The organism is Roseibium sp. RP-7, from assembly GCF_053005225.1.
On the sequence record NZ_JBRKQA010000002.1, the window covers coordinates 1,241,682 to 1,263,729 of the forward strand.

At 60.5% G+C, this 22,048-nt stretch carries 14 protein-coding genes; 8 read left to right on the forward strand and 6 right to left on the reverse strand.

The window, feature by feature from the left end; translation table 11 throughout:
- Positions 1 to 224 precede the first annotated feature (224 nt).
- Positions 225 to 1,184, reverse strand: a complete 960-nt coding sequence (locus ACVDG9_RS20415) for an NAD-dependent epimerase/dehydratase family protein (protein WP_447238828.1) — start codon at positions 1,182 to 1,184, stop codon at positions 225 to 227.
- A 411-nt stretch (positions 1,185 to 1,595) separates the two neighbouring features.
- Between ACVDG9_RS20415 and ACVDG9_RS20420 the strand changes: the two genes are divergently transcribed.
- Positions 1,596 to 7,907: a beta strand repeat-containing protein gene (locus ACVDG9_RS20420; protein ID WP_447238829.1), complete on the forward strand. Its 6,312-nt coding sequence runs from the start codon at positions 1,596 to 1,598 to the stop codon at positions 7,905 to 7,907.
- A 49-nt stretch (positions 7,908 to 7,956) separates the two neighbouring features.
- Positions 7,957 to 9,930 carry an O-linked N-acetylglucosamine transferase, SPINDLY family protein gene (locus ACVDG9_RS20425; RefSeq protein ID WP_447238830.1) on the forward strand — a complete coding sequence of 658 codons (1,974 nt, stop codon included), beginning with the start codon at positions 7,957 to 7,959 and terminating at the stop codon, positions 9,928 to 9,930.
- Between the two features lie 31 nt (positions 9,931 to 9,961).
- On the opposite strand, the gene ACVDG9_RS20430 is transcribed toward ACVDG9_RS20425, so the two are convergent.
- Genes ACVDG9_RS20430 through ACVDG9_RS20450 form a run of 5 tightly spaced genes read right to left on the reverse strand, consistent with a single transcriptional unit; the run spans position 9,962 to position 14,663 of the window.
- Positions 9,962 to 11,080, reverse strand: a complete 1,119-nt coding sequence (locus tag ACVDG9_RS20430; protein WP_447238831.1) for a DegT/DnrJ/EryC1/StrS family aminotransferase — start codon at positions 11,078 to 11,080, stop codon at positions 9,962 to 9,964.
- Positions 11,077 to 11,994 carry a Gfo/Idh/MocA family protein gene (locus tag ACVDG9_RS20435; protein ID WP_447238832.1) on the reverse strand — a complete coding sequence of 306 codons (918 nt, stop codon included), beginning with the start codon at positions 11,992 to 11,994 and terminating at the stop codon, positions 11,077 to 11,079. Before ACVDG9_RS20435 ends, ACVDG9_RS20430 begins: the two co-directional genes overlap by 4 nt.
- A complete protein-coding gene (locus ACVDG9_RS20440; RefSeq protein ID WP_447238833.1) occupies positions 11,991 to 13,322 on the reverse strand; it encodes a glycosyltransferase in 1,332 nt (443 codons plus the stop codon). Before ACVDG9_RS20440 ends, ACVDG9_RS20435 begins: the two co-directional genes overlap by 4 nt.
- Complete coding sequence (locus ACVDG9_RS20445; protein ID WP_447238834.1) at positions 13,312 to 14,154, reverse strand: beta-keto acid cleavage family enzyme; 843 nt, start codon at positions 14,152 to 14,154, stop codon at positions 13,312 to 13,314. The genes ACVDG9_RS20440 and ACVDG9_RS20445 overlap by 11 nt, the downstream gene beginning before the upstream one ends.
- A complete protein-coding gene (locus tag ACVDG9_RS20450) occupies positions 14,151 to 14,663 on the reverse strand; it encodes an acyltransferase (protein WP_083660400.1) in 513 nt (170 codons plus the stop codon). The genes ACVDG9_RS20445 and ACVDG9_RS20450 overlap by 4 nt, the downstream gene beginning before the upstream one ends.
- 229 nt (positions 14,664 to 14,892) lie before the next feature.
- On the opposite strand from ACVDG9_RS20450, the gene ACVDG9_RS20455 reads away from it, so the two are divergent.
- From ACVDG9_RS20455 to ACVDG9_RS20480, 6 genes are all read left to right on the forward strand, one after another.
- Positions 14,893 to 15,606 (forward strand): class I SAM-dependent methyltransferase, encoded by a 714-nt coding sequence (locus ACVDG9_RS20455; protein WP_447238835.1) that lies wholly within the window; start codon positions 14,893 to 14,895, stop codon positions 15,604 to 15,606.
- 136 nt (positions 15,607 to 15,742) lie between these two features.
- Positions 15,743 to 16,819 (forward strand): GumC domain-containing protein, encoded by a 1,077-nt coding sequence (locus ACVDG9_RS20460; RefSeq protein WP_055656172.1) that lies wholly within the window; start codon positions 15,743 to 15,745, stop codon positions 16,817 to 16,819.
- Between the two features lie 11 nt (positions 16,820 to 16,830).
- Complete coding sequence (locus tag ACVDG9_RS20465) at positions 16,831 to 17,964, forward strand: hypothetical protein (protein ID WP_023003167.1); 1,134 nt, start codon at positions 16,831 to 16,833, stop codon at positions 17,962 to 17,964.
- Positions 17,965 to 17,973: 9 nt separating this feature from the next.
- A complete protein-coding gene (locus tag ACVDG9_RS20470; protein WP_447238836.1) occupies positions 17,974 to 19,923 on the forward strand; it encodes an AAA family ATPase in 1,950 nt (649 codons plus the stop codon).
- Positions 19,920 to 21,287, forward strand: coding sequence for a DUF6638 family protein (locus ACVDG9_RS20475; protein WP_168692243.1), 1,368 nt, complete (start codon positions 19,920 to 19,922; stop codon positions 21,285 to 21,287). The genes ACVDG9_RS20470 and ACVDG9_RS20475 overlap by 4 nt, the downstream gene beginning before the upstream one ends.
- Positions 21,284 to 21,952, forward strand: coding sequence for a DUF1523 family protein (locus ACVDG9_RS20480; protein ID WP_023003164.1), 669 nt, complete (start codon positions 21,284 to 21,286; stop codon positions 21,950 to 21,952). Before ACVDG9_RS20475 ends, ACVDG9_RS20480 begins: the two co-directional genes overlap by 4 nt.
- Positions 21,953 to 22,048: the final 96 nt, after the last annotated feature.

Here is a 22,048-nt window from a genome sequence, read left to right on the forward strand (position 1 = left end):
AGACAATGTCGCGCAGCATTCTGACATACGTCAATCAAAAATCCGCTTTACGGCGATTGACGGAAGAAATTTCCCCAAGGATATCAGGCAATTGCAAATCGCGGGCAAGCGTTGCAGAAGCAATATGGCGCCATTGGCCACGCTTTCCTGCAGCTAATCCGATTCATGGCAACAGGGCAAGCCAGGCCGGTCGTTTCAACCGGCACCGGCTCAAGGAACAGCAATCAAACAGCGGACAGACCGGGGTCAGGAGCACCTGCACTGAAGGCACATGCAGGCTCTGCAAGCTGCGCCTCGCCATTTGCATCCGCAAAGGCCCGGACCATATGCGCAAGCCCATCCTCTATGCTTGTCTTCGTTTGCCAGCCAAGCAATTGCCGGGCGCGTTCCCCCGATCCGACGAAGCCGTTGACGTCGAAGCTGCGCGGCCCGACATGGTGGATTTCGGCGGCCGTTCCGGCAAGCCGTACGCTGGCTTCGGCAAGTTCGGTCAGGCTGGTGCCGACCCCGGAGACGAATTGCACAGGCGGCGGCGCCTTCCGTTCCGCCTCGATGAAAGTGACCATCTTCAGGATACCGTCAACGACATCATCCAGATAATTGAAGTCGAAGACATGATTGCGGCCCTCGACCTGCAATCTGCGCCCTTCGGCGGCGGCTCTTGCGAAGGCGGGAACAACACGGTCCGCATGATCGGAAATCCGGCCATAGACGTTCGAGAACCGCAGGATAGCGGCCTTGACACCGGCCTCCTGGGCTGCCTCCACCAGCTTCTCGCCTGCCAGCTTCGACCGTCCGTAGACATTCATCGGGCAGCGTGCAGTGTCTTCATCTGCCGGAAATCGGGTGACCGGCCCATAGGCTTCCCGGCTGCTGCCGAAGAGAACCCAGGGACGGCTCCCGCTATTTGCAGCAGCTGCAAGAACGTTGCGGGTTCCCCCGACATTCACGTCCCGGCACAGCACGGGATTATGCTCACCCCAAAGCACCCGGGACACTGCTGCCAGGTGAATAACGCCGCCACAGCCCCGCACTGCGTCTTCAACCGCAACGCCGTCGCGGCTGTCCTGCCCAGCATCGGCAATATCAAACGTACGGACAGGACGGCCCAGCGCCGTCAGCGTGTCCACAAGGGCGGACCCGATAAGGCCGGCACTTCCGGTGATCAGTATGGGAAGGGACATGACGTGGTGTGTTCCAGGGTAGCTGCGAAAGCCCGGCCGCCTACCCGCTCGGCCGTTAAATCGCGCCTAGCACACGCCGTGCCAAAGACGCCCGGCAGTATTACAAAGCTGCCGCGGATCAAAATCTCTCGGCCAATTCCGCCAGACAGCTTCTCCATCAAGCTGCGTTTGCTCGGAGACCCCTCAGCCAATGCCGGCCCATGGCATGGCCGCGCCAGGGCATTTCCTGCCGAGCGCACCACCAGCACCGGGCGAATTTTACCTGGGGACAGCGGAAGATTTTGTCCGACGCGACCAACAGCCAGCATCCATTCAACAGGAGAAATCAGCGTTTTTCGCAAAAACAGGCACTGGCACGGAAGTTGCTGAGCAGCCTTCGGCCCGCTATGGGGCTTTCTGGAACCTCCTTAAGTGACGACAATCAACGCCACGCCCAGCGCGGCAACCTTCTACGTCTCACCTGCAAGCACGTCGGTGTCTCCGGCCACGGAGGAGCCATCTTCCGATACAACTTCCGGACAAACGGCGACGGGACCTGGAACCAGCACCCTCACCTCGTCCCAGACGCTCGCCAGTTACGATGCGATCACCTACCAGGAAGTCAGCACCGACGACGCGGACCATATCCGCGCGCTGACCACCACCCAGATCCGGCAACTGACGGCGGAGGACCTTGCCGCCTTCTCCGCGAGCGAGTTGCAGGCGCTGACGGCACCCCAGATCGCCGCCCTTTCGGCCACCCAGATCCAGGATCTTTCCGGAACACAGATCGAGGCGTTTTCGCCCGGTCAGGTCAAGAGCTTTGCGACATCCGTCCTTGCCGGGTTTTCCGACAGCCAGTTTTCGCATTTCGGCTCTGACGATATTTCAGCACTGACCAGCCTGCAGGTGAAGGCGCTTTCACCCGCGAGAGTGGCGGGCCTGAGCCTGGAACAGTTTTCCGGCATGGCCAGCACCCAGCTTGGCATGCTGAGCGTGTCGCAATTCCGCAATCTGACCGTGGACCAGGTTGCGGCAATGACGGCGGAACAATCCGGCCAGCTGACGACCACCCACATGGGCAGCCTGACGATGCCGCAGGTGAAGGCGATCAGCGTCGACACGCTGCTGTCGCTCGCCAGCACCCAGTTCCGCGCCCTCAGCAGCCAGAGCATCGCCGCACTGACGACGACCCAGTTCGGCGCCCTGACCGCCACCCATATCGGCACGCTGTCGACCACCCAGGTGAAAGGGCTGACACTGCCGGAAATATCCGCGCTGACGTCCTCCCAGCTAGCCGGGCTCACAGCCCAGCAGGTCTCCGTGCTGTCGACCAGGCAGGTTCAGTCTTTCTCCGAGGACCAGATCCAGACCTTCAGCCCCGGGCAGATCAGGTTTTTTTCCGGAACCTCCATCGGCGCCATGACGACCACGCAGATCGGTGCGCTGACGGCTCCGCAGATCGCAAATTTCAGCAAGGCCCAAATCCAGGGCCTTACCCAGACACAGACGCGCTACCTGAACGAGACCCAGCTCGGCGCGCTGAACTTCTCACAGATCGGTCAATTGACCCGGACGGCGGTGGCTGCCCTCGGGGCTCAGCAGGTCGCCTCCCTGACTGCGGACCAGTTCGCGTCTTTCTCGGCAACGCAGATCACCTCGCTCAACAACGAGGTCATTTCCGGCCTCAGCGAGACCCGCATCGCCAGTCTGACCACCACACAATTCCAGGGACTGACCGCCGGCGACCTGTCGCTGTTTTCCGAAGACCAGTTCAAGGCGCTGACCGAGACCCAACTGACCTCGATCACCGCGACACAGGGCAAAGCGCTGAAGGAAACCCAGATCGCGCTTCTTACCGGCACACGCCTGAGCGCCCTGTCCAGTTTCGTGATCGCTGGGTTCAACGAGACCCAGTTCGACGCCCTGTCGACCGACCAGATCGGCGCCTTGAGCGTCAACCAGGTGCGCGGCATCGGCACCACGATGATCGCCGCACTGGATGAAACCCAGATCGGCGCTCTCGGTTCACTGCAGGTCCGCTCGCTGACCGCTCCCCAGATGCGGGCCTTTTCCGCCGAACAGCTCCGAACTTTCAGCACCGAGCAGATCGGCTCGATGGGCTATGCTCAGGCGCTAGCCCTGAATGGCACGACAATCCGCCAGCTCAGCAGCGACCAGATCGCCGCCTTCAACAGCACAGCCATCAAGGGCTTTTCCACCACCACGATTGCCGCTCTCGGACCGGAGCAGATGGAAGCGCTGTCGAGCAGCTTCCTGTCGAACCTGTCGACCAGCCAGTTGCGAAGCCTGACCGAAACCGCCTTCGCAAGCCTGAGTGCCGAGCAGTTTGCGGCGCTCGGCAACACGCAACTTGCCGATCTTGCCCCGGCGCAGATCCGCGGTTTGAGTGAAAGCCATATCGCGACCCTGACGCCAGACAGGCTGGAAAGCCTGACTGCCACTGCCCTGTCGGGCCTGACCGGCTCCCAGATCGGGTTCTTCTCGACGAGCCAGCTCAGCCAGCTTGCCCCGACCCAGATTGCCGGTCTCTCGGGCCAGGCAATCGCCGCCCTTGGAACGGACCAGCTTGCAGCGCTGTCGATAACGCAAGTCGCGGCTCTCACCGGCGCACAGGTGAAAAGCCTGACCGCATCGGCGGTTTCATGGCTGTCGTCCGATCAGTTCCAGGCGTTGTCCACGACCCAGATTGCAGCCCTTGCCGGCAACACTGCCGGCCTGACGGATGCTCAGGTTTCCGCCCTGCGGGGCGAGCGCCTGAACGCCCTTTCGGCAGCCGGCATTTCTTCCCTCGGCTCCGGCCAGATCGCTGCTCTGACACCGGACCAGATTGCGGCGCTGAGCAACACACAGGTTTCAGCTCTTTCCAGCACCGCCGTCGGCCAGTTGAGTACGGTGCAATTCGACGCCTTCACGACAACGCAGATCACATCCCTTGTCGCCAATCAGGCCAAGGGCCTGACCCGGGACCAGATTGCCTCCCTGTCGACAACACAGGTGGCAAGCCTTGCACCTGCCGCACTAGGCGCCCTCGACAGCACCCAGACCGAAGTGCTCTCTTCGACCCAGGCGGCCGTGCTATCTGCCAAACAGATCAGCTCGCTGTCGGCCTCCGGGCTTGCCGGCCTGAACAGCGACGTTATTGCGGGGCTTGAGAAAACCCAGATTGCCGGACTGACAGCCACACAGACCGCATCTCTCGGCGCAACCCAGATCGCCGCATTGTCCGCGGACCAGCTGGCCCAGTTCAGCTCCCTGCAATTGCGTGCCCTGACCCAGACGCAGATGGCGGCGGTGACGGCGACCAAACTCGGCTCTCTGTCGAACGCGCAGTTTGGAGAACTGACGGCAGCCGCAATCGGCGGTTTGCGTGAAGAGACCATCGCCGCCCTGACGACGACACAACTCGGCTCCCTGACAACAACACAGATGAAAGGCCTGACCGACGATCAGGTCGATGCGCTGTCGCCCGAGCAGATCCTGGCGCTGAGCGACAAGCAGATCGGCGCTTTGTCTGCAACAGGTCTCGCAGGTCTTTCCGCCTCCGACGTGTCGGGCCTGACAACAGCCCAGTTGCACGGCCTGACAGGGGTTCAGTTGAAGGCCTTGAACGCAACCCAGTTCGAAGCCCTGGTGCCAGGTCAGATCGCGGCGCTGACAGCAACCCAGATCGCCAGTTTCAACGCGGCGCAGGTGACCCGCCTGACAACGGCACAGGTGGAAGCGCTGACCACCACCCAAACCGCAGCCCTTTCGGCCACCGGGATCAAGGGCCTGACACGAACCGCAATTGCAACCTTGAGCGATGCCCAGCTGGCCGCCTTGACCGGCACGGCGATGGCGGGCCTGGCCACGACGCAGATCCAGTCTTTCAGCACCGGCCAGATATCCGCCTTGTCGGCAACACAGGTGAAAAGCCTCAGCGCCGGAACGATCGGCGCGCTCAAGGCCACTCAGGCAGCCGCCCTCACCAACGAACAGCTTGCAGCCCTGAGCACCACACAAATTGCGGGCCTGGGTGATGAAGCCCTTGAAGCCTTTTCGAGTGAGCAGATCGCGGCGCTGTCACGGTCGCAGATCAGCAGTCTGAGCACCGCGGCGCTGACCGGACTAACCACCACACAGACCGCCTCCCTCTCCACATCACAGATCAGCGCGCTCACGAGAACGCAGATCGGATCGCTGTCGGCTGATCAGATCGGCGCTTTCACGACCAGCCAGATTGCCGGGCTGACGACCACCCAGGTCAGCGCCATATCCGGAGACGCTGCTGCAGGCCTGAGCCCGGCGACCTCCGCCTCCCTGTCGACAACACAACTGAACGCGCTTTCAGCCGCAGCCTGGAAAGGCCTTGCTCCGGCAGCTGTTTCCGCACTCTCGACCAGCCAGATATCCAGCCTCGCTGCAATCACCATCGGCCTTCTGAACGGCGATCAGGTCGGAGCGCTATCGACCACGCAGATCGAGAGCCTGTCTAAAACGCAGATACAGCGGCTTTCCGCCGAAGGTCTCGGCGCCATGAGTGCCGGGCAACTGGGTGTTCTTACCGACAGGCAGATCTCCGGCCTGTCTTCGAAGGCCCTTGCCGGTCTGACCCCGACCCAGGCAGACCAGCTTGGCCCGGACAAACTGCTGTCGATGACCTCCGAGCAGATATCAGGGCTCTCCACGAGTGTCATTTCAAGCCTGGCGCCGGGCACGATCGCCAGCCTCAGCACGCATCAGGTAAAGGCCCTCACGGCAAGGCAGACAGGTGCCCTGACAACTGAGCAGACCGCCGCCCTCACCGGAAATCAGATCGCTGCCATGTCGACAGCCGGTATCGGCGGACTTTCGTCCACGGTCCTCTCGAGCCTTTCGCAGGAACAGATCTCCCGGTTCGATCCGGATCAGGTAGCCGCGATTGCTCCCGGAGCCCTGGCAGGAAGCGGTACTGCCGTGCTTTCCAGATTGTCCGGGGAGCAGTTTTCCGCATTGACCGCCGGTCAGCTCGCTGCACTCAAACCAGCGCAGATCGCGTCCCTTGAAAGCGCAACGATAGCCGGACTGGCAACGACACAGATTGCGGGATTGTCGGCAGCGCAAGTCGGCGCTCTCACCCAGGATCAGATCGGAGCGCTTGGCACACGTCAGGTTGCGGCGCTGACACCTTCCGGTCTGTCCGGTCTGGCGGCCGATCAATTCTCCTGGTTGTCAGCCGGCCAGCTCGCCATGTTCAGCGGAAAGCATGTTGCCGGGCTTTCGACAACAACGATTGCCGCACTCGATGCAACGAGCCTTGCAGCTTTCTCCGGCGGACAATGGGCGAGCATGACCGCCACCCAGGCTGCAGCCTTGACGGCAACGCAGATCGGCACACTGACGCCACTGCGGGTCTCTCAATTGTCGCTGATCGAGATGGGTGGCCTTTCCAGCTCGGCAGCCGGTGCCCTGTCCGCCCCTCAACTGGCCGCGCTGACAACAGGACAGGTTTCGGCCCTGTCCCAAAATGCTGTTGCCGGCCTGAGTGCGGCACAAATCAGTGCACTGTCGGAAGACCAGCTCACAGCTCTGACGACCAGCCAGATCGAGGGATTGTCCGGAGCAGCACTTGCCGGGCTTTCGCCAACGACGCTTGCCACCTTCACAGATCCGCAATTCGGCGCACTGTCGGCCACCGCGCTCAGCGGACTGAGCACCGGCCAGATCGCCTCCCTTTCCAGCACACGCATCGGCCTTTTGACGCCCGCCGCAACCGGCGGCTTGACAGGGGCACAGGTCGCCTCCCTGACCACCGACCAGTTGGCCGCGCTCAAGCCCGCACAGATTACGGCTCTTTCGGCCAGCGGCATCAAGGGACTGACGGCAGCGCAGCTCTCGCAGTTCAACTCAGGTCAGCTTGGCGCCCTCGGTTCGACCGGACTGGAGGCCCTGACCGCCACCGCCATTGCCGGCCTCACGCTGTCGCAACTGAGCTCGCTCTCCACCTCGCAGATGGAATATCTGTCGGCGTCGGCGATCTCCGGTCTGAGCGCGGACCAGATCGGTGGTCTGGCGACAGCACAGCTTCTCGCTCTTGCCAGAGAGGCGGTCTCCGGCCTGACGGCAACCCAGATTGGCGCCTTGTCTGCAGACCAGTTCACCGCCTTCACCTCGACCATGATCGGTGCGCTTTTGCCGTCGACGATTGCGGGGCTTTCGGAAAACCAGATCGAAGCGCTGACCCTGACCCAGATCAGCGGCTTGAGCGCTGCGCAGGTCGGATCCATTTCCACTAGCGCGCTGGCCGGTCTTTCTCCGGATGAAATCGCCGAAATGAGCGCGTCACAACTTGCCGGTCTCGTGCGTGTGCAGTTGCGCGCCCTGTCAAACGCGCAATTCACGGCTTTGACCCCATCCCAGATCGCCTCCCTCAGCGCAAACCAGGTTTCCAACCTGACCAGCAGTGAAATCTCGATTCTGTCCTCTACCCAGTTCGGAGCGCTGACCTCGCGCCAGGTCGGAGCACTGACAGTCACTCAGCTGGGTGCCCTGGCACCGGAACGCATCGGAGCCATGTCTTACGCCCAGCTGTCCGGCCTCACCGGAACCCAGATCCGTTCGCTCAGCGCGCAGGCGATCGCTGCCCTCGGCCCGCAGTCGATCGAAGCGCTCGACGCTGACCAGATCGGACACTTCACAGAGACACAGATCGCGACCATGACACCTGAGCAAATCGCCGCCATGGCTGTAGCGGTCTCCTGATCCTTGCGCCATCATTCCGACTCACCAGACACACCCAGGACCGCCACGAATGGCAAATGAAACCAGCCTGTCGATCGTTGAACTCATCGGCGCGGCCGAGGCCCTGAAAGGCAACGGCTCCTTTGGTGCCGCGGAAGTTCTCTATGGCACCTGGGTGGCACAGAACCCGGATGACCCACTGCTGTATGCAGTGCTTTTCAACCAGTCTGTGCTGTTTTCCGAAACCGGCAAGCTGGCAGCTGCGCGCGAGACCCTGGAGCGCGCGCTGAACCTCAATCCGAGCTTTCATGCGGCCCATATCAACCTCGGTCGTGTTCTGGAACAGCAGGGTGATATCGGCGCGGCGGTTGGCCAGTGGAACACAGTGCTGGAACAGACCCTTGCGGTGACGCCGGCTTCGCTCTCCGTTCGTCTGACGGCCCTCAACCAGATCGCCCGCACACTGGAAGCCGCCAACCAGGATGTTCTAGCCGAAAGCATGCTGCGCCAGAGCCTGGAACTCGACCCGCACCAACGGGAAGTCGCGCAGCATTTCATTGCCCTTCGGCAGCGCCAGTGCGAGTGGCCGGTGGTGCAGCCGCTGGAACGGGTAACGCCTTCACAGCAGGTGCGGGCCATGTCGCCCCTGTCGGCGGCGGCCTTCAGCGACGACCCGCTGTTTCAGCTTGGCCTTTGCGCCGACTACAGCCGCCAGGACGTCGGAACGCCCACCGCCCCCATGAAGGCATGGCCAAAAGCCATGGAGCACGACGGCCCGCTGCGGATCGGTTACCTGTCGTCCGATCTTCGCGAACATGCCGTCGGCCACCTGATGGCGGAAGTGTTCGGCCTGCATGAGCGGTCCAAGGTCGAGGTCTTCGCCTATGATTGCGGCCCGACAGCGGATGATCCGCTCAGCCGGAATTTCCGGGAAACCACCGACAACTGGCGCACCATTTCCGGCATCGACGACGAAGCTGCCGCACGGTTGATCGCCGAAGACGGCATCCAGATCCTGATCGATGTAAACGGCTATACCCGGGAAGGCCGCACGCGGCTGGTCGCACTGCGTCCGGCTCCGGTCATCGTCAACTGGCTCGGTTTTCCGGGCACGACGGCCAGTCCGTTCCATCACTATGTCGTCGCCGACGACATCATCATTCCGCAGGACCACGAGATCTATTATTCCGAAGAGGTTCTGCGCCTGCCCTGCTACCAGCCGAACAACCGCAAGCGCGTCGTTTCCGAGCGCATCTGGCAACGCTCCGATTTCGGACTGCCGGAAGACGGCACGGTGTTCTGCTGCTTCAACGGCAGCCACAAGATCACGCGGTTCTGCCTGGACCGCTGGTTCGCCATCCTGAAGAAGGTACCGGGAAGCGTTCTCTGGCTGCTGACCGGCGGAACGGAAACCGACCAGCGTCTCAAGGCTTGTGCCGAAGCGGCAGGCATTGCTCCGGACAGGCTGGTATTCGCCGGGAAGATGGCCAACCCCGACCATCTGGCACGTTATCCGCTTGCAGACCTCTTCCTCGATACCACCCCCTATGGCGCCCATACCACCGCCTCCGATGCCCTCTGGATGGGCGTGCCGGTCCTCACGATTGCCGGAAAATGTTTCGCCGCACGGGTCTGTGCGAGCCTGGTCACTGCCGCCGGTCTTCAGGAGCTCGTCTGTCCGACGCCGGAGGATTACGTGAAACGCGCAGCAGACCTCGGCAAGGACCGCCAAGCGCTGCGGGATCTTCGTCAACGCCTGACCGAGAGCCGGGACGACTGCCTCCTCTTCGACACGCCGCTTCTGGTTTCGAAACTGGAAGGTCTTTATGCTGAAATGTGGCAGGCATGCCGCAGCAATACGCTTCCCAAACCCGATCTCAGCGATCTGGACGCCTTGCTCGAAGTTGCCCCCGGCATCGACCACGAAACGACAGACATGCTGGCCGTGGACGATTATCCCGCCGCCTGGCGCGATCTTCTCATCGCACGTCACGAGGCAAGGCCATTGTTCAGCCGCCGGTTTCTGGACTTTACCGGGGCCTGACCGACATCAGCCTCGGGAACGAGTGGGGTGTTCAGGCTTGGACGAGCGCGCCAAGTCGTTCCACGGTGAGGTTCACCTGTTCATCCGTCAGGCCGGGATGTATGGGCAGACACAGGATCCTTTTTGCCAGCATGGACGCAGTTTCCAGGCGACCAGTCCGGCGGCAATGCTGCAGAACCGGCTGGTCGTGCAACGGAACCGGATAATGAACTGCCGTTTCTATGCCTGCCTCGCGCAGACCTCTGGCAAGCGCTTCGCGATCCTCCAGAACGACGGCATATTGCGAACGGGCACTGCCTGCCATGTCCGGACTGCTGACATAATCCAAACGACCAGTCTCCCGGAGTGGTTCGAGGAGCCTGTCGTATAGCTCACCGATACTGCGGCGACGATCCAACGCCTTGCTGAACCGGTCGAGCCGCGCCAGCAGGGCAGCTGCGGCGATCGAACTCATCCTGCCGTTCATCCCCAGCCGCAGGTGATGGTACTTGCCGCCTTGTCCATGGTCACGGATCTCGCGAAGCGCGCCGGCCATCACTTCATCATTGGTGAAGACCGCTCCGCCGTCCCCTGCCCCGCCGAGCACCTTCGTCGGAAAAAAACTGGTGCATCCGAGCCCCGCCAGATTGCCGCTCCGCCTGTTTTCCAGCCCCGCCCCCAGGCTCTGGGCAGCGTCTTCGATCACCGGGATACCGTGCCTTGCGGCAATCGAATTGATGGCTTCGAAGTTGGCAGGCAGTCCAAAAAGCGAGACCGCGACGATGGCCTTGGTGCGGCTGGAAATCGCTGTTTCCAGTTCATCCGGGTCAAGCAGGCCGGACGGGCGCAGGACGTCTACCAGAACCGGCTCCGCACCGAGCACAAGAGCGCTTTCCGCCGGCGCGATGAAGGTAAAGTCCGGAACAATGACTTCATCACCCGGCCCAATGCCGAGAGCCATCATGGCCATTTGCAGGGCCGTCGTTCCCGAAGCACAGGCGACTGCAAACCTTGCACCAGTTATCCCGGCAAGCTTTTGTTCCAGCTCGGCAATTTCCGGACCGCCGACAAAACGCCCATGTGAGAACACCCTGTCGATACCTTCCAGAGCCTTGGCCCTGACAGGTTGCCATTCGCCAACCACATCGGCGAAGGGAACAATCACCTTCACGCCGCACCTTCCGGTAGCTTGGAGGTCTCGAATGCGCATCGTCTGATTGCGTCCGACAGTCGAAGTACAGCGAGCGCCTCTTCAGCTGTCGCCAGTTCAGCCGCGTCACCTGCTCTGCTCATGACAAAAACTTCGGCCTGCCGCGTCAGTGGGTCCGGCCGCCCGTCGGGCGACAACGCAAGAAGATCGAAACAGCGCGTTTCATCTCCGTCCAGCCTGACGTCAAGGCTGCGCTTCCGTTCGCTGGCTTCATGGACCGCAGCCAGCTCATAGGATCTGTCGCCAAAACCGAGACGGCAGCAGACATAATCCAGGCAGCCTGCCGTCCTGCGGCTCTCCAGCACCGTTATCTCGCAGTCACTTGTTCCCTCGAGTTTCACGATCCAGTCCAGATCATGCACCATCAGGTCGGCGATCACGTCCGGGCCGCCGGAAACGCTTTGCATCCGGGACAGCCGTTGCACGCGCACCTTGCCTGAGCGCTTGCGCAAGGCAGCCATCGTGCTTTCGATGGCCGGGTTGAAACGTTCGACCTGCGCGACCGATAGCCTGGCGCCGCCGGTGCGGGCCGCGGCAATCATCGTCTCTATCTCTCCCGGGCACAGCGACAAAGGTTTTTCGACAAGGCAATCGATGCCGCGCGCGAGCAACGGAACGGCAGCCTCGGCATGCCTTTCGACAGGAACCGCAATAACGACAGCTGCAAAGTCGTTGGCGAGACCATCGATCGATCGCGCGAACGGGATCCCGTTTGCAGCAATCTCTTTGCCCTCATCTTCATCGACGATACCGACAAGAGAAACGCCGGGCATTTTGGACAGGCATTCCATATGGAGCTGGCCCATCTTGCCAAGGCCAACCAGCAGCACGCGCAATGGTTCCTCGGAGACAATTTCGGCAAGATGCAGGGTCACGATTTCGGCTTCCTGAAGGACGCTATCTGCCGGCGGCACCGTTTGAGAACCTGCTTCTCAAACCCCTGCCAGGCCATCCGGACAGCCAATCCTGGAAATCTGTGTCTTTCCAGTTCCCTCTTCCGACCCTGCAATTCCCTCCTCAGGCCCTGCACTTCTCTTTCCAGTTCAGCGATCCTCGCCTTGTGTCGCGCATCGTTGTTGGCAGCTACTGCCGTATCTCGCTCCAACTGAGCTTTCGCCGCCCTGAGGTCTGCTTCAGCCAGGTTTTTGCAATGTTCCGCCTGTTCCTTTGCCTTCACCCGCGGTGCAAGCTGACTGACATAGCGCGATGCGGAGGTCAGTCTCTCGCGATCGTGCAGCGTACCGGCAACATCACTCCAGCGTTCGATGGTCCTGTAGTAGATTTCCAGCCATTGATCCACGGCAGCTTCCAGGCCGGCGTTCGCCCTGATCCACTGTGTCACCGCGCGCGCATCCGGTGCGTCGTAACGCTCCAGTTCAAGCTCGATCTTGTCCTGATGCAAAAGCTGGTTCTGCAAGGTTCGGATGCCGAAATTCAATCCGCGCATGCTTTGCAGATTGGAGGAACTGACAAGCCCGCCAAGTTGACCGTAATCCATGACGACAACGGCACATCCGGATGCCATTGCCTCGATTGCAGCACGCGCCTTTGCAAAGACAACGTCATAGTCCGCCAGGATGGTCTCCGGATGTGCGGCGGAGCGGCCGGAGTTCTGCCCAACGATATCGACGCGCTCGATGCCCATGCGGGTGCAGGCGTCGCGTATCGCCTTCGGGACCTGAGCCGCAGAATTGCTGAAGACAAGTGCGGACTTCGGCTTGTCCGGAAGGTCCCGCACCTTTCTGAAACGGTCGAGATCGACAAAATTATGCAGGACCGAGATCTGGTCAGCCGGTACGCCCGCACTGGTCAGAAGACGTTCCCGGCACAGGTCATCAACCGCGACATAGTGCAGGATGTTCGGGAAGACCGGTGGCCATTCCTGCCAGGGAATCCAGCCGTGACAGGTATAGGTGACCGGCACTTGCGGAAAACGAAGCGCGGCCGTCATCGTTTCCAGATGATGCTGCCCGTGGATCACATCGGGCACCGCGGACAGGTCCCGCAGGTCGTCAACGACAGGAATCGTCGCCGCTCGGAGACGGTCGGCAACCGGGCCAAGGCTCTGGCTGTAAGCAACCGGGAAGTGCCCGCACCGCATGAGGGCCAGCGCCAGATCCCTTAGATAAAGCTCCGACCCGGCTGGTTGATCCAGCGTGTTGTTCGTCATCAGGATCCGGAGCGGACGACGGTCAGCCTGCATGACGCGTCATCCCGAGCGCTTCGCGAACCTGCGAGGCAGAGGCAAACCGCTTGCCAAGGAGCGTGCAGAGCTCGCTTACCCGGCTAACCAGTTTCTCGTTTGTAGCCGGTTGCGTTCTGTCCGCATCAAGCCACAGAAAATCCTCCAAACCGGTTCGCACACCGTTTCCGAACAAGAGCCCCAGCGTGTTGGCGGCAAGCTGGCTTTCGCCGATCCCGCCTGCACACCAGACGGATTCTGGAGGCAGATCCTGCGTGATCGCCGCCAGATGCAAGGGCGTTACCTGTGCACTGCTGAGATTTCCGAGCAGCACATTGAAATAGAAGGGAGGCTTCAATATCCCGCGGTCTGCAAGATACCTGGCGTAATTCACCATGCCCGCATCAAAGACCTCCAGCTCGGGACGAATGCCGCGGTCTTCCATGGTCTTTGCAAGGCGGACAACCATGTCCGGTGCATTGATACTTTCGGTGCGGGCAAAATTCAGCGAGGACAGCGTGAGGCTGGCCATGTCAGGCCTGAGGTCCCCTGTCAGCAGCAAGGGGTCTGAACGTTGTTCGAACTCCGGGAAGTTCCGACCGCTGAGGGACACGCAGATGATCACATCCGGGTGCGTTTCCCGGATACCTGCAATGATCCGCGCGTATATGTCTTTCCGGAATGTTGGCCGGCAATCCTCGTCTCTTGCATGAATGTGCAGGATCGTCGCGCCAAGGTCCGCACACAGGCGGCAGTCGGCGATGATCTCGTCCGGCGACAGCGGCACGGCCGACGACATGGCACGGGTCGGCACCATTCCCGTGGGTGCAAGGTTCAGGATCAGGTCCTTCATGGGGATTTCTGAGCTTGCCTGTCCTGTCCGTCGGATCTGACACGAGCCGGATTACCAACCACGAGGGCACCCGGAGGAACGTCTCTGGTCACAACACTGCCGGCACCGACAACTGCATTTGCGCCGACACGAACACCTGGAAGAATGCGGCTGCCACCACCGATCTTCGCTCCGCGCTCGATATAAGGATAGACCATCGGTCCACCTTTCAGCTTGTCGTTGAGCGTGACGACTTGCGGGCCGATGAAGACGTCATCTTCAACAGTAACCCCACGTGTAATATGGCAGCCGGTCTGAATGGAAACATTATCGCCAATGACACATTCGCAAATATTGCAATGCGACCCGATAGTAGTTCCAGAACCAATGCTTGCATTCTTGTGAATTATCGTCATGGAACCGACACGTGTACCGGGTCCTATTTTCACGTTTTCCTGCACCTCCGTGAGTGAGGCATTGTAAAAAAGCACGTCGGGAAAACGTTCTTCTGGCGTTTCGGATTGGCTCATGTGATTTGACGGGGCTGTTGTTGTTGTTTTTGAAGATCAGGTCTGCGGAACAATGGCATAGCCGTTGACGACGTGAAAGGTCAAAAGCTTTCAAATACGCCTTTGCCGCAGGTGCTGTTTCGCGGTAGTCCACATGCCCGTTCCCGTCCTGTTACGACAGGACAAACACCACGAACCGCGAGACCTGACACCTTCACACAGAACGTGTTGCGGGCAGACAGACAAGGCAATGAAGACAGCATCGGATCAGCAAAAAACAAACGTCCAGCGTCTTGGCGAGAAGATGGCGCTCGACCACGGATTTCTTGGCGTGCCGACCCAGACCTTCGATGAAGGTGGCAGACGTCAATTCGCAGAACTCCTGCGCGAAGGCTTGTCGCCCGAAACGAGCGTGCTGGAAATCGGCTGCGGTTGTCTGCGGACCGCCTACTGGCTGATTCCCTTTCTTGGAGAGCAAAACTACTGCGGTATCGAACCGCACCGCGACAGGGTGCGTTGGGGGCTTGATCTGTTGTTTGATGATCAGGTCCTTCGACAAAGACAGCCGCGTTTCGACCACAATGCCGAATTCGACCTGTCCGTGTTCGGTAAAAAGTTCGACATGGTTCTGGCGGGGTCCATCTGGACCCATTGCAGCAAGTCTCATATCCGCACGATGCTGGAGGGTTTTCTCCAGAACTCGAACGAGAATGCGGTTTTCCTCGTTTCCTACCTCCCTGCGAGGTCCCCGGAAGAGGACTACAACGGCACAGCATGGGTCGGCACAAGCCATGTTTCCGATGAACCGGGGATCGTTCGCCACAGCAAGTCCTGGATCGACACCGAGTGCACCAGTCTTGGACTTCGTGTGGATTTTCTCGACAGGAAGGCCTTCGACGGACAACTCTGGCTGCGGGTACAACGGGCATCCAGCATCGGCTTTCCCGGCCGTCTTCAAGACTGAGCCGCTTCACGCCGCCCACGAAACACGCCGCAAGCATGTGGAACCATGACGTTTCGGCAAGCGCGTTGTAATTGTATTTCCAAGAAGACTTGCTAAATAAGAATCACTTTGAAAAATTTTTATCCGGAAGGGGCCCATGGCGGATTTCAGCGCTCAGATTGAAAAGTCGAAAAAGGAAGTTGCCGCCGCGAGGCAGAAGATCGACGAGCTGACCTCGAAGATCGAAACCGCGAAGTCCAAGCTGGACACCGGGCAGGACATTTCCATCGACATCGAGAACGCGTCCCTGGACGATGTTCACAAGCACACCGAGCTCATGGGCGCCAACATCGCCGAGCTCATCATGGGTCTTGACGATGTCACCGCGACCTTCTCCAAGGACTTCGATGCCATGCGCACGAAGACCGGATGGGAAAGCTTCATCGGCATCTTTTCCAAGCAGCGCTCCGACAGCATCCGCCAGGAACGCATGCGCTCCGCCAGCATCGACGACAAGCTTCAGGACCTGATCACCAAATCCAATGTCATCGGACAGCTGCTGCAGGAACAGCTCAACACGCTGAACGAACATTCCAAGCGCGTGGAAACCAACCTCAGCGACACGCTGAGCCAGCGAGAACAGACTGTCGGCACGCTGGAAGAAATCAAGGCCAAGCTTGTGGCCATGGATCCGGATGTGATTGCTCTGGAAAACAAGATTTCCGTGGAAACCGATGCCTCCGAGCGCACCAAGCTGGAGAGCCAGCTGGCGGAGATGAACGCCGAATACAACCGCCTGGCCCAGGAAGAGCAGGTCAAGCTGGCCGAGAGCCAGACGCTGGAACGCTACATCGAAAAGGGCAAGACCTGGGTCGACAGCCTGCAGAACCAGGCGGCCACCCAGATGGTGCTGATCAACAAGCTGCAGACGGACACAAAGCAGCGCGTCGTGCTTTACGATGCGCTTGTGAAATCCCTCAAGACGGCCCAGCAGCAGGATATCGCCCACAAGATCAACGAGATCGGCGTGGCCACCGACAAGGAAGCCCAGTCCGCCATGGCCGCCATCGGCTCGGCAACCAACCAGCGCATGGCCGACATGATGGAAGCCCACGAGGACCACATGGTGTTCGCCCGCAAGGTGCTGGAGGAAAAGGCCAAGTCGGACGAGCGTTTCGCGCGCCGGTTCCAGCAGATCGTCGAGAAGCACGACAAGAACACGTACGGGGCCTGAGGGTCTGAACCGTGGATCTGACCCTGGACCACAGAACCCTGGAAGAAGCGCATGAAACACGGCGCTACTTCGCCAAGTTCGAGCGGATCATCTCGCATTTGCAAGGGGTGGCGGAAAGCGTCATCAACGAGAACACCGCGCTCGCCTCGGAAATACCGGTTCTGAAAGAGTATCTGGAAGCGCTGTCGGGAACCTTCACGGCGCTTTCCTACAAATATCTGCTGGCGGGCCGCGTGTCGGACATGCTGCCCTCGCTTTTGAACATCGACCGTCAGGACAGCGGCTTCCCGATCTATCAGGAGCTGCTGCAGATGGCGAACGACGCCATGCAGGCGGACAAGCATCTACGGTCGCTGCCGGCAATGCGCGAACTCAAGCTGGAAATGGTCAACCATATCCTGCGTGAACAGTCCTCGCCGACCAACCTGCAGTTTGCCGCCTCGCAGCGCCAGTATTACGAAGAGCTCGCCAAGGGCGACCTGTTCTGGGCACGGAACGACCCACGTCTGGCCTGGATGGGCAACGTCGTCGACAACCGTCGCCTCTACAGGCTGCATTGGGCCGTCTATGACAGTCAGCAGAACATTCCGCTGATCTACATTCTCGACCTGGAAGACAGCGGCAAGTGGCCTCTGGCCAAGGACGAGCGCCGTTGGCCGCGCGTCCAGAGCCATCTGACCGCGCAATCCTCGGCGTCCCTGAAGCTGGTGACAATCGCCCGCGGCTTCGACCGCGACTTCGATGACCTGCATCCCAAGCGCCTGCGTCGGTTCTTTCTGGGGCCGATGTACAGCCACACCTTTACCCAACAGTCCGGTCCGCTGCGCGACGTCCTGGCCGAAGCCGCCGGTCGTCCTGGAGAAGACTGGGCTCTGGCCTGGACGACCGAAACCCTGGTCGCCTCCGGCTCCGAGTTCGAATCCGCAGGCTTCTTTTCGTCGGTCGAGCGGCAGATCTACCAACTCGATCCGCTGTCGGCGCACAATCCGGCATCACAGGAAGTCGCTGGCCATACACACCAGCAGCGATCGCTGATCCTGCCGCAGCGGCCTTATCAAATTCTGGAAGAGCGAAACCCGCCGGGCTTTGCCAATATCCGCAAGTATGTCGTCAGCCCTTCGGGCAAGATCCTCAGTTACAAATAGGTTTTTCGCGTGACCCTTTCCAACGACCTCATGGAACTGAAAGAAGACAAGATCCGCGAGAAATACGCCTTTGCGGAAGCAATGCTCCAGGGCTTCGACCACACCCCGCGGATCGCCAAGAAGTCGGATGCGCCCGTTGCACAGGACCGTTCGCCCGGCCTGGGCGCCCGCCGGCGGTTCCGCTCCACGACGCCCGGCCTCGTCACCCGCTCCACGGCCCGTCCTGAAGGTGTGCAGCTTTCAAACCGCATTCTGGAATGCGACGACGATGCTCTGACCACCCCGCTTCAGGCGAGCGTTCTGCGGTCTCTGCGCCGGGCGCTGGCTGTCGCCCAGGTGGCGTCCGACCAGTTTGCCGACCAGACCGGCCTTGCCGAGCTAAAGCGCGCCAACCTTGCCGGAACGCTGGACACCTCGCAGAAGATGCGGTTCCAGGATCTTCTGTCGGCAACGGCCATGATTGCGTTGCACGTCTTTGCCAACATGACGGACTTCCTCCTGTCGGGGCTCTCAGCCGAAACCGGTGAAACCGAAGTCCAGTGCGGCGACGTCGAGGAAATCCTTTTCGACAACGACCAGCTCGCCCTTCATGGTGTTCTCTGGGAGCTGGACCAGGAAATTGCCGCCGCCGCGATTGAAACCGATGCCCAGTTGATCGGCCTGGTGACGTCCTTCTGCGAACAGCTGATGGAAAAGGTGACACTACGCGCGGAAGGCGTCAGCGTGCTGCAGGCATTCTCGGAAAGCCGTTACCGCGTGGAAGCGGACAATTTCGAGATTACCGGCTTCACGCCTTCTGCACGCGCGCACTCGACCACGCTCGCCATGGCGTTCAAGAAGCCGGAAGAAGTCGTCGGCAACCACATCGCCAAATACCAGGCGATGAAGCTTGCCAAGATGCTGATGGCCTACGATTTCGACCGCAAGCTCAACCCGTTCGCGGAACTCGGCGGCTTCATCTTCACCTTCATGGGCGACGGCAAACCGGGCACCGGCAAGACTACCCTGATCCAGATGATGGCCGGCATGGTCAACGACTATTGTCAGGTCGCCGGCTATCCGTTCCGCTATCAGAACCTCTCCACGGAGAGCATCGACAGCTATCAGGGCAAGTCTGCCCAGAATGCCAAGGCCTTCATCCGCAATGTCACCGACCCGAATGTGATCGGTTTCGGCACCATCGACGACATAGACCAGCTTGCCGGCAAGCGCGGCGATCGCCAGTCCTCCGCCGGCCAGCTCGAAATTACAGCGGTCCTGATGGAGAGCTTTGCCGGTGCCAACACTGTGGTGCGCGGCAACTGCACGTTCGGCATGTTCTCCAACTATCCGGAGAACGTAGATGACGCCCTGCGTCAGCGCGCCGGCGCCCGCTTCCTGGTCGACGGCCCGCAAAGCCGCGAGGACTACATCGACATCCTGCATCTGCTGATGGGCAAGAACCACTCGATTCCAGTCGGCGACCATGATCTTTTCGAGGCCCAGGCCCTGAAGAAGGCTGTTGCGGCGTCCTACGAGCGTCACTCCCGGCCACAGGAAGATGCGCTGACAAAGGTGTTCGACAACGTGCGGGCTGAAATCGGTGACCTGGACACGATCGCCAAGCTCGGGACCTACCTGAAGGCCATCCAGCAAGCGGACGAACGTTTCACCGGCCGGGCGATCAAGAACATCACCGATGCCGTGAAAGTGCGGGCGATGGACTTCGAATTGCCGGATGCCTGGATGGAAGATCCGGAACTGTTCCTGTTCAAGGACTACGAGACCAAGAAGGCGATGATCGCCGACCTGGCGCAGCCGATCACCGTCCATATGGTCATCCAGGAAATCAACCGCTACGCGGACAGCGAATTCCGCTATGCGGACAAGTCGGACGAGGTTGCCATCGAAAATGCCGTGCGCGAGATGCAGCGCATGGAAGAAGCCAAGCGCCGCTACATGGAAATCACGCGCACATGATGAGGCTCGTCAAACATGGCTTGATGTTCGGCAACCTCTACGAGGTCTCCGCACCGTCCATGGTGGCCCGCTACAACCGCGCGCTGGAACACCTGACCGGCAAGCGAACGGCGCTCGAAGCCTTTCACGTCGATATCTCCGGATTTTCGCCGGAGATCGGCGACGAGCTGGACGACATCCACTACCTCAATCCGCACGGCTGCAACCGGCAGTTCATTCTGCTGTCGATCGAACAGAAGACCGCACCGCTGCTGAACGCGCGGTTCTCCACGTCGCGTTCGATCCTGAAACGCTTCATCGAGGACAATGAGGAACAGCTCTTTGCGCTGTCGATCCGCGATTGTGTCGTCGGTGAACTGGTCAACTCGATCTATTCCATCACCTCGCCGCAGGACCTGTTTTATATCAGGGCGATCGAAGTGGAGGCCGACACCGTAGGCGGGCATTCCGAAGCAGGTGACGAACTGGCCGACAAGATCGAAGCGTTCATGAGCGAGCCCGACGGCTGGTGGGACGATGTGCTGATCGCGGACATGATCGAGCTTTCCAAGCACACCGGCGACATCATCCGCACCCCCTTGGCGATCAGTTCGAAAAGCTATGAGCAGGGAAATTTCCATACCTCCCATTTCGGCGGCCTCTACATCTTTCGCGATGTGAAGGAAACCGCATGCATCGCCTCCAGGCGCATGGACATTGTCGTCGACCTGCCCGTGAAGCACCTCTTCAGCCTGGAAGACCGCTACGAGGTGGCCGATTTCCTCAATCGAAACCAGTTGGTGGAGCCTATCCTCGATGCAGGCGGCAGCGTCGCCAAGAGCCTTTTGAAACAGAAACTGGACTTCATCGTCATCGACACGGCCGCCAGCCAGGGCGAGGATCTGTCGGACGTCTCGCGGCGCGACCTGCGCGCTTTGAGACGCAAGTATCACCAGCAGCTCCCCGCGGAATATCACGCCCTCAACGACATCGTGCACAGGCTGGAGCTGAAAGACGACAAGCTGTGGGTCGAACCGGAAAACGCGGCCTATTTCTACCTGCTTCGCTCGCGCAATCACCGCGACAAGAACCTGGTCAACATGCTGCTGGCCGAATTGACACCGCTTGACTTCCGCCAGCTTTTCATTTGTCACAAGGACGCATTCTACGGTCATTACCGAAGCTGGAGCGAAGCCAAGAAGAACTACGCGGTCCAGTTCCTTGCGGAAGAATATATGGTCGACAAGGTCGGCACGCGGCTGGAGCTATTCGGACCGGAGGCCGCCATGGCGGAAGAAGACCAGGCCGACTACGGCTTCGGCAGGAACATGGGGCCGTGGGGTGCGATCCCCGGGGAACAAGACGGCGAGGACGGGGCACAATGAAGTGGATCAAATGGATAATCGGCATTCCGCTCCTGCTGATCCTTGTCGCCTTCCTCCACTACACGCTGCCGGGACGTGATGTGGTTCGCATCGTCGGCACCGACGTCAAGCGCATGGACATCGGCGCTTCGTCGCTCTTCTGGGCCGCCCCCGATGCAGGTACCAACAAGAACTGGACAAGGGACGTCCGTTTCATCAACACGGTCTGGCCGAACGGCAAGCCAAGGGTCTACCGCAACGAAGACACCGACTGGGGCTGGCCGCCCTATTTCAAGTTCGACAGTAGCAACATCACCGCCCAGGCGCAGGATCTGGCCAAGAAAAGCGATGATGTCTGGATCGCCGTCACCCACTATGGCTGGCGTGTGGAGCTGTTCACGATCTTTCCCAATGCCATCAGCATCGAGGTTGTCTCCGGGCCGGATGTCTTCCTGATCCCCTGGTTCAATATCCTGTTCGTCGTGGTGCTTGTCGCTCTCGCCTATCTGATCATCAAGACCGTCAACGCCTTCAAGAAACGCCGGATCGACCCGGTGGTCGACGGTATCGACGACTTCATGGACGATGTCGGCGATAGCGCCGAGCAGGCCCGCGCCAGCGCCCATCGTCGCGCGAGCGAAGCCACGAGCGGCTTCCGCCGATGGCTGAAACGCTGGTTCGGTTGACGGGACCGGAACGGCGTGCCTCTCTGTCGACCGTGCTCTCTGCACCGCCCTCATCCTGAGGAGGACCACCAGGTCCGTCTCGAAGGATGGGCTTCA

What these genes read in the sequence shown, in the direction of transcription:
- ACVDG9_RS20450 (WP_083660400.1), bottom strand. Translation starts at nt 14,663, where the DNA reads ATGAGCCAATCCGAAACGCCAGAAGAACGTTTTCCCGACGTGCTTTTT.
- ACVDG9_RS20425 (WP_447238830.1), top strand. Translation starts at nt 7,957, where the DNA reads ATGGCAAATGAAACCAGCCTGTCGATCGTTGAACTCATCGGCGCGGCC.
- ACVDG9_RS20475 (WP_168692243.1), top strand. Translation starts at nt 19,920, where the DNA reads ATGATGAGGCTCGTCAAACATGGCTTGATGTTCGGCAACCTCTACGAG.
- ACVDG9_RS20460 (WP_055656172.1), top strand. Translation starts at nt 15,743, where the DNA reads ATGGCGGATTTCAGCGCTCAGATTGAAAAGTCGAAAAAGGAAGTTGCC.
- ACVDG9_RS20455 (WP_447238835.1), top strand. Translation starts at nt 14,893, where the DNA reads ATGAAGACAGCATCGGATCAGCAAAAAACAAACGTCCAGCGTCTTGGC.
- ACVDG9_RS20480 (WP_023003164.1), top strand. Translation starts at nt 21,284, where the DNA reads ATGAAGTGGATCAAATGGATAATCGGCATTCCGCTCCTGCTGATCCTT.
- ACVDG9_RS20415 (WP_447238828.1), bottom strand. Translation starts at nt 1,184, where the DNA reads ATGTCCCTTCCCATACTGATCACCGGAAGTGCCGGCCTTATCGGGTCC.
- ACVDG9_RS20445 (WP_447238834.1), bottom strand. Translation starts at nt 14,154, where the DNA reads ATGAAGGACCTGATCCTGAACCTTGCACCCACGGGAATGGTGCCGACC.
- ACVDG9_RS20440 (WP_447238833.1), bottom strand. Translation starts at nt 13,322, where the DNA reads ATGCAGGCTGACCGTCGTCCGCTCCGGATCCTGATGACGAACAACACG.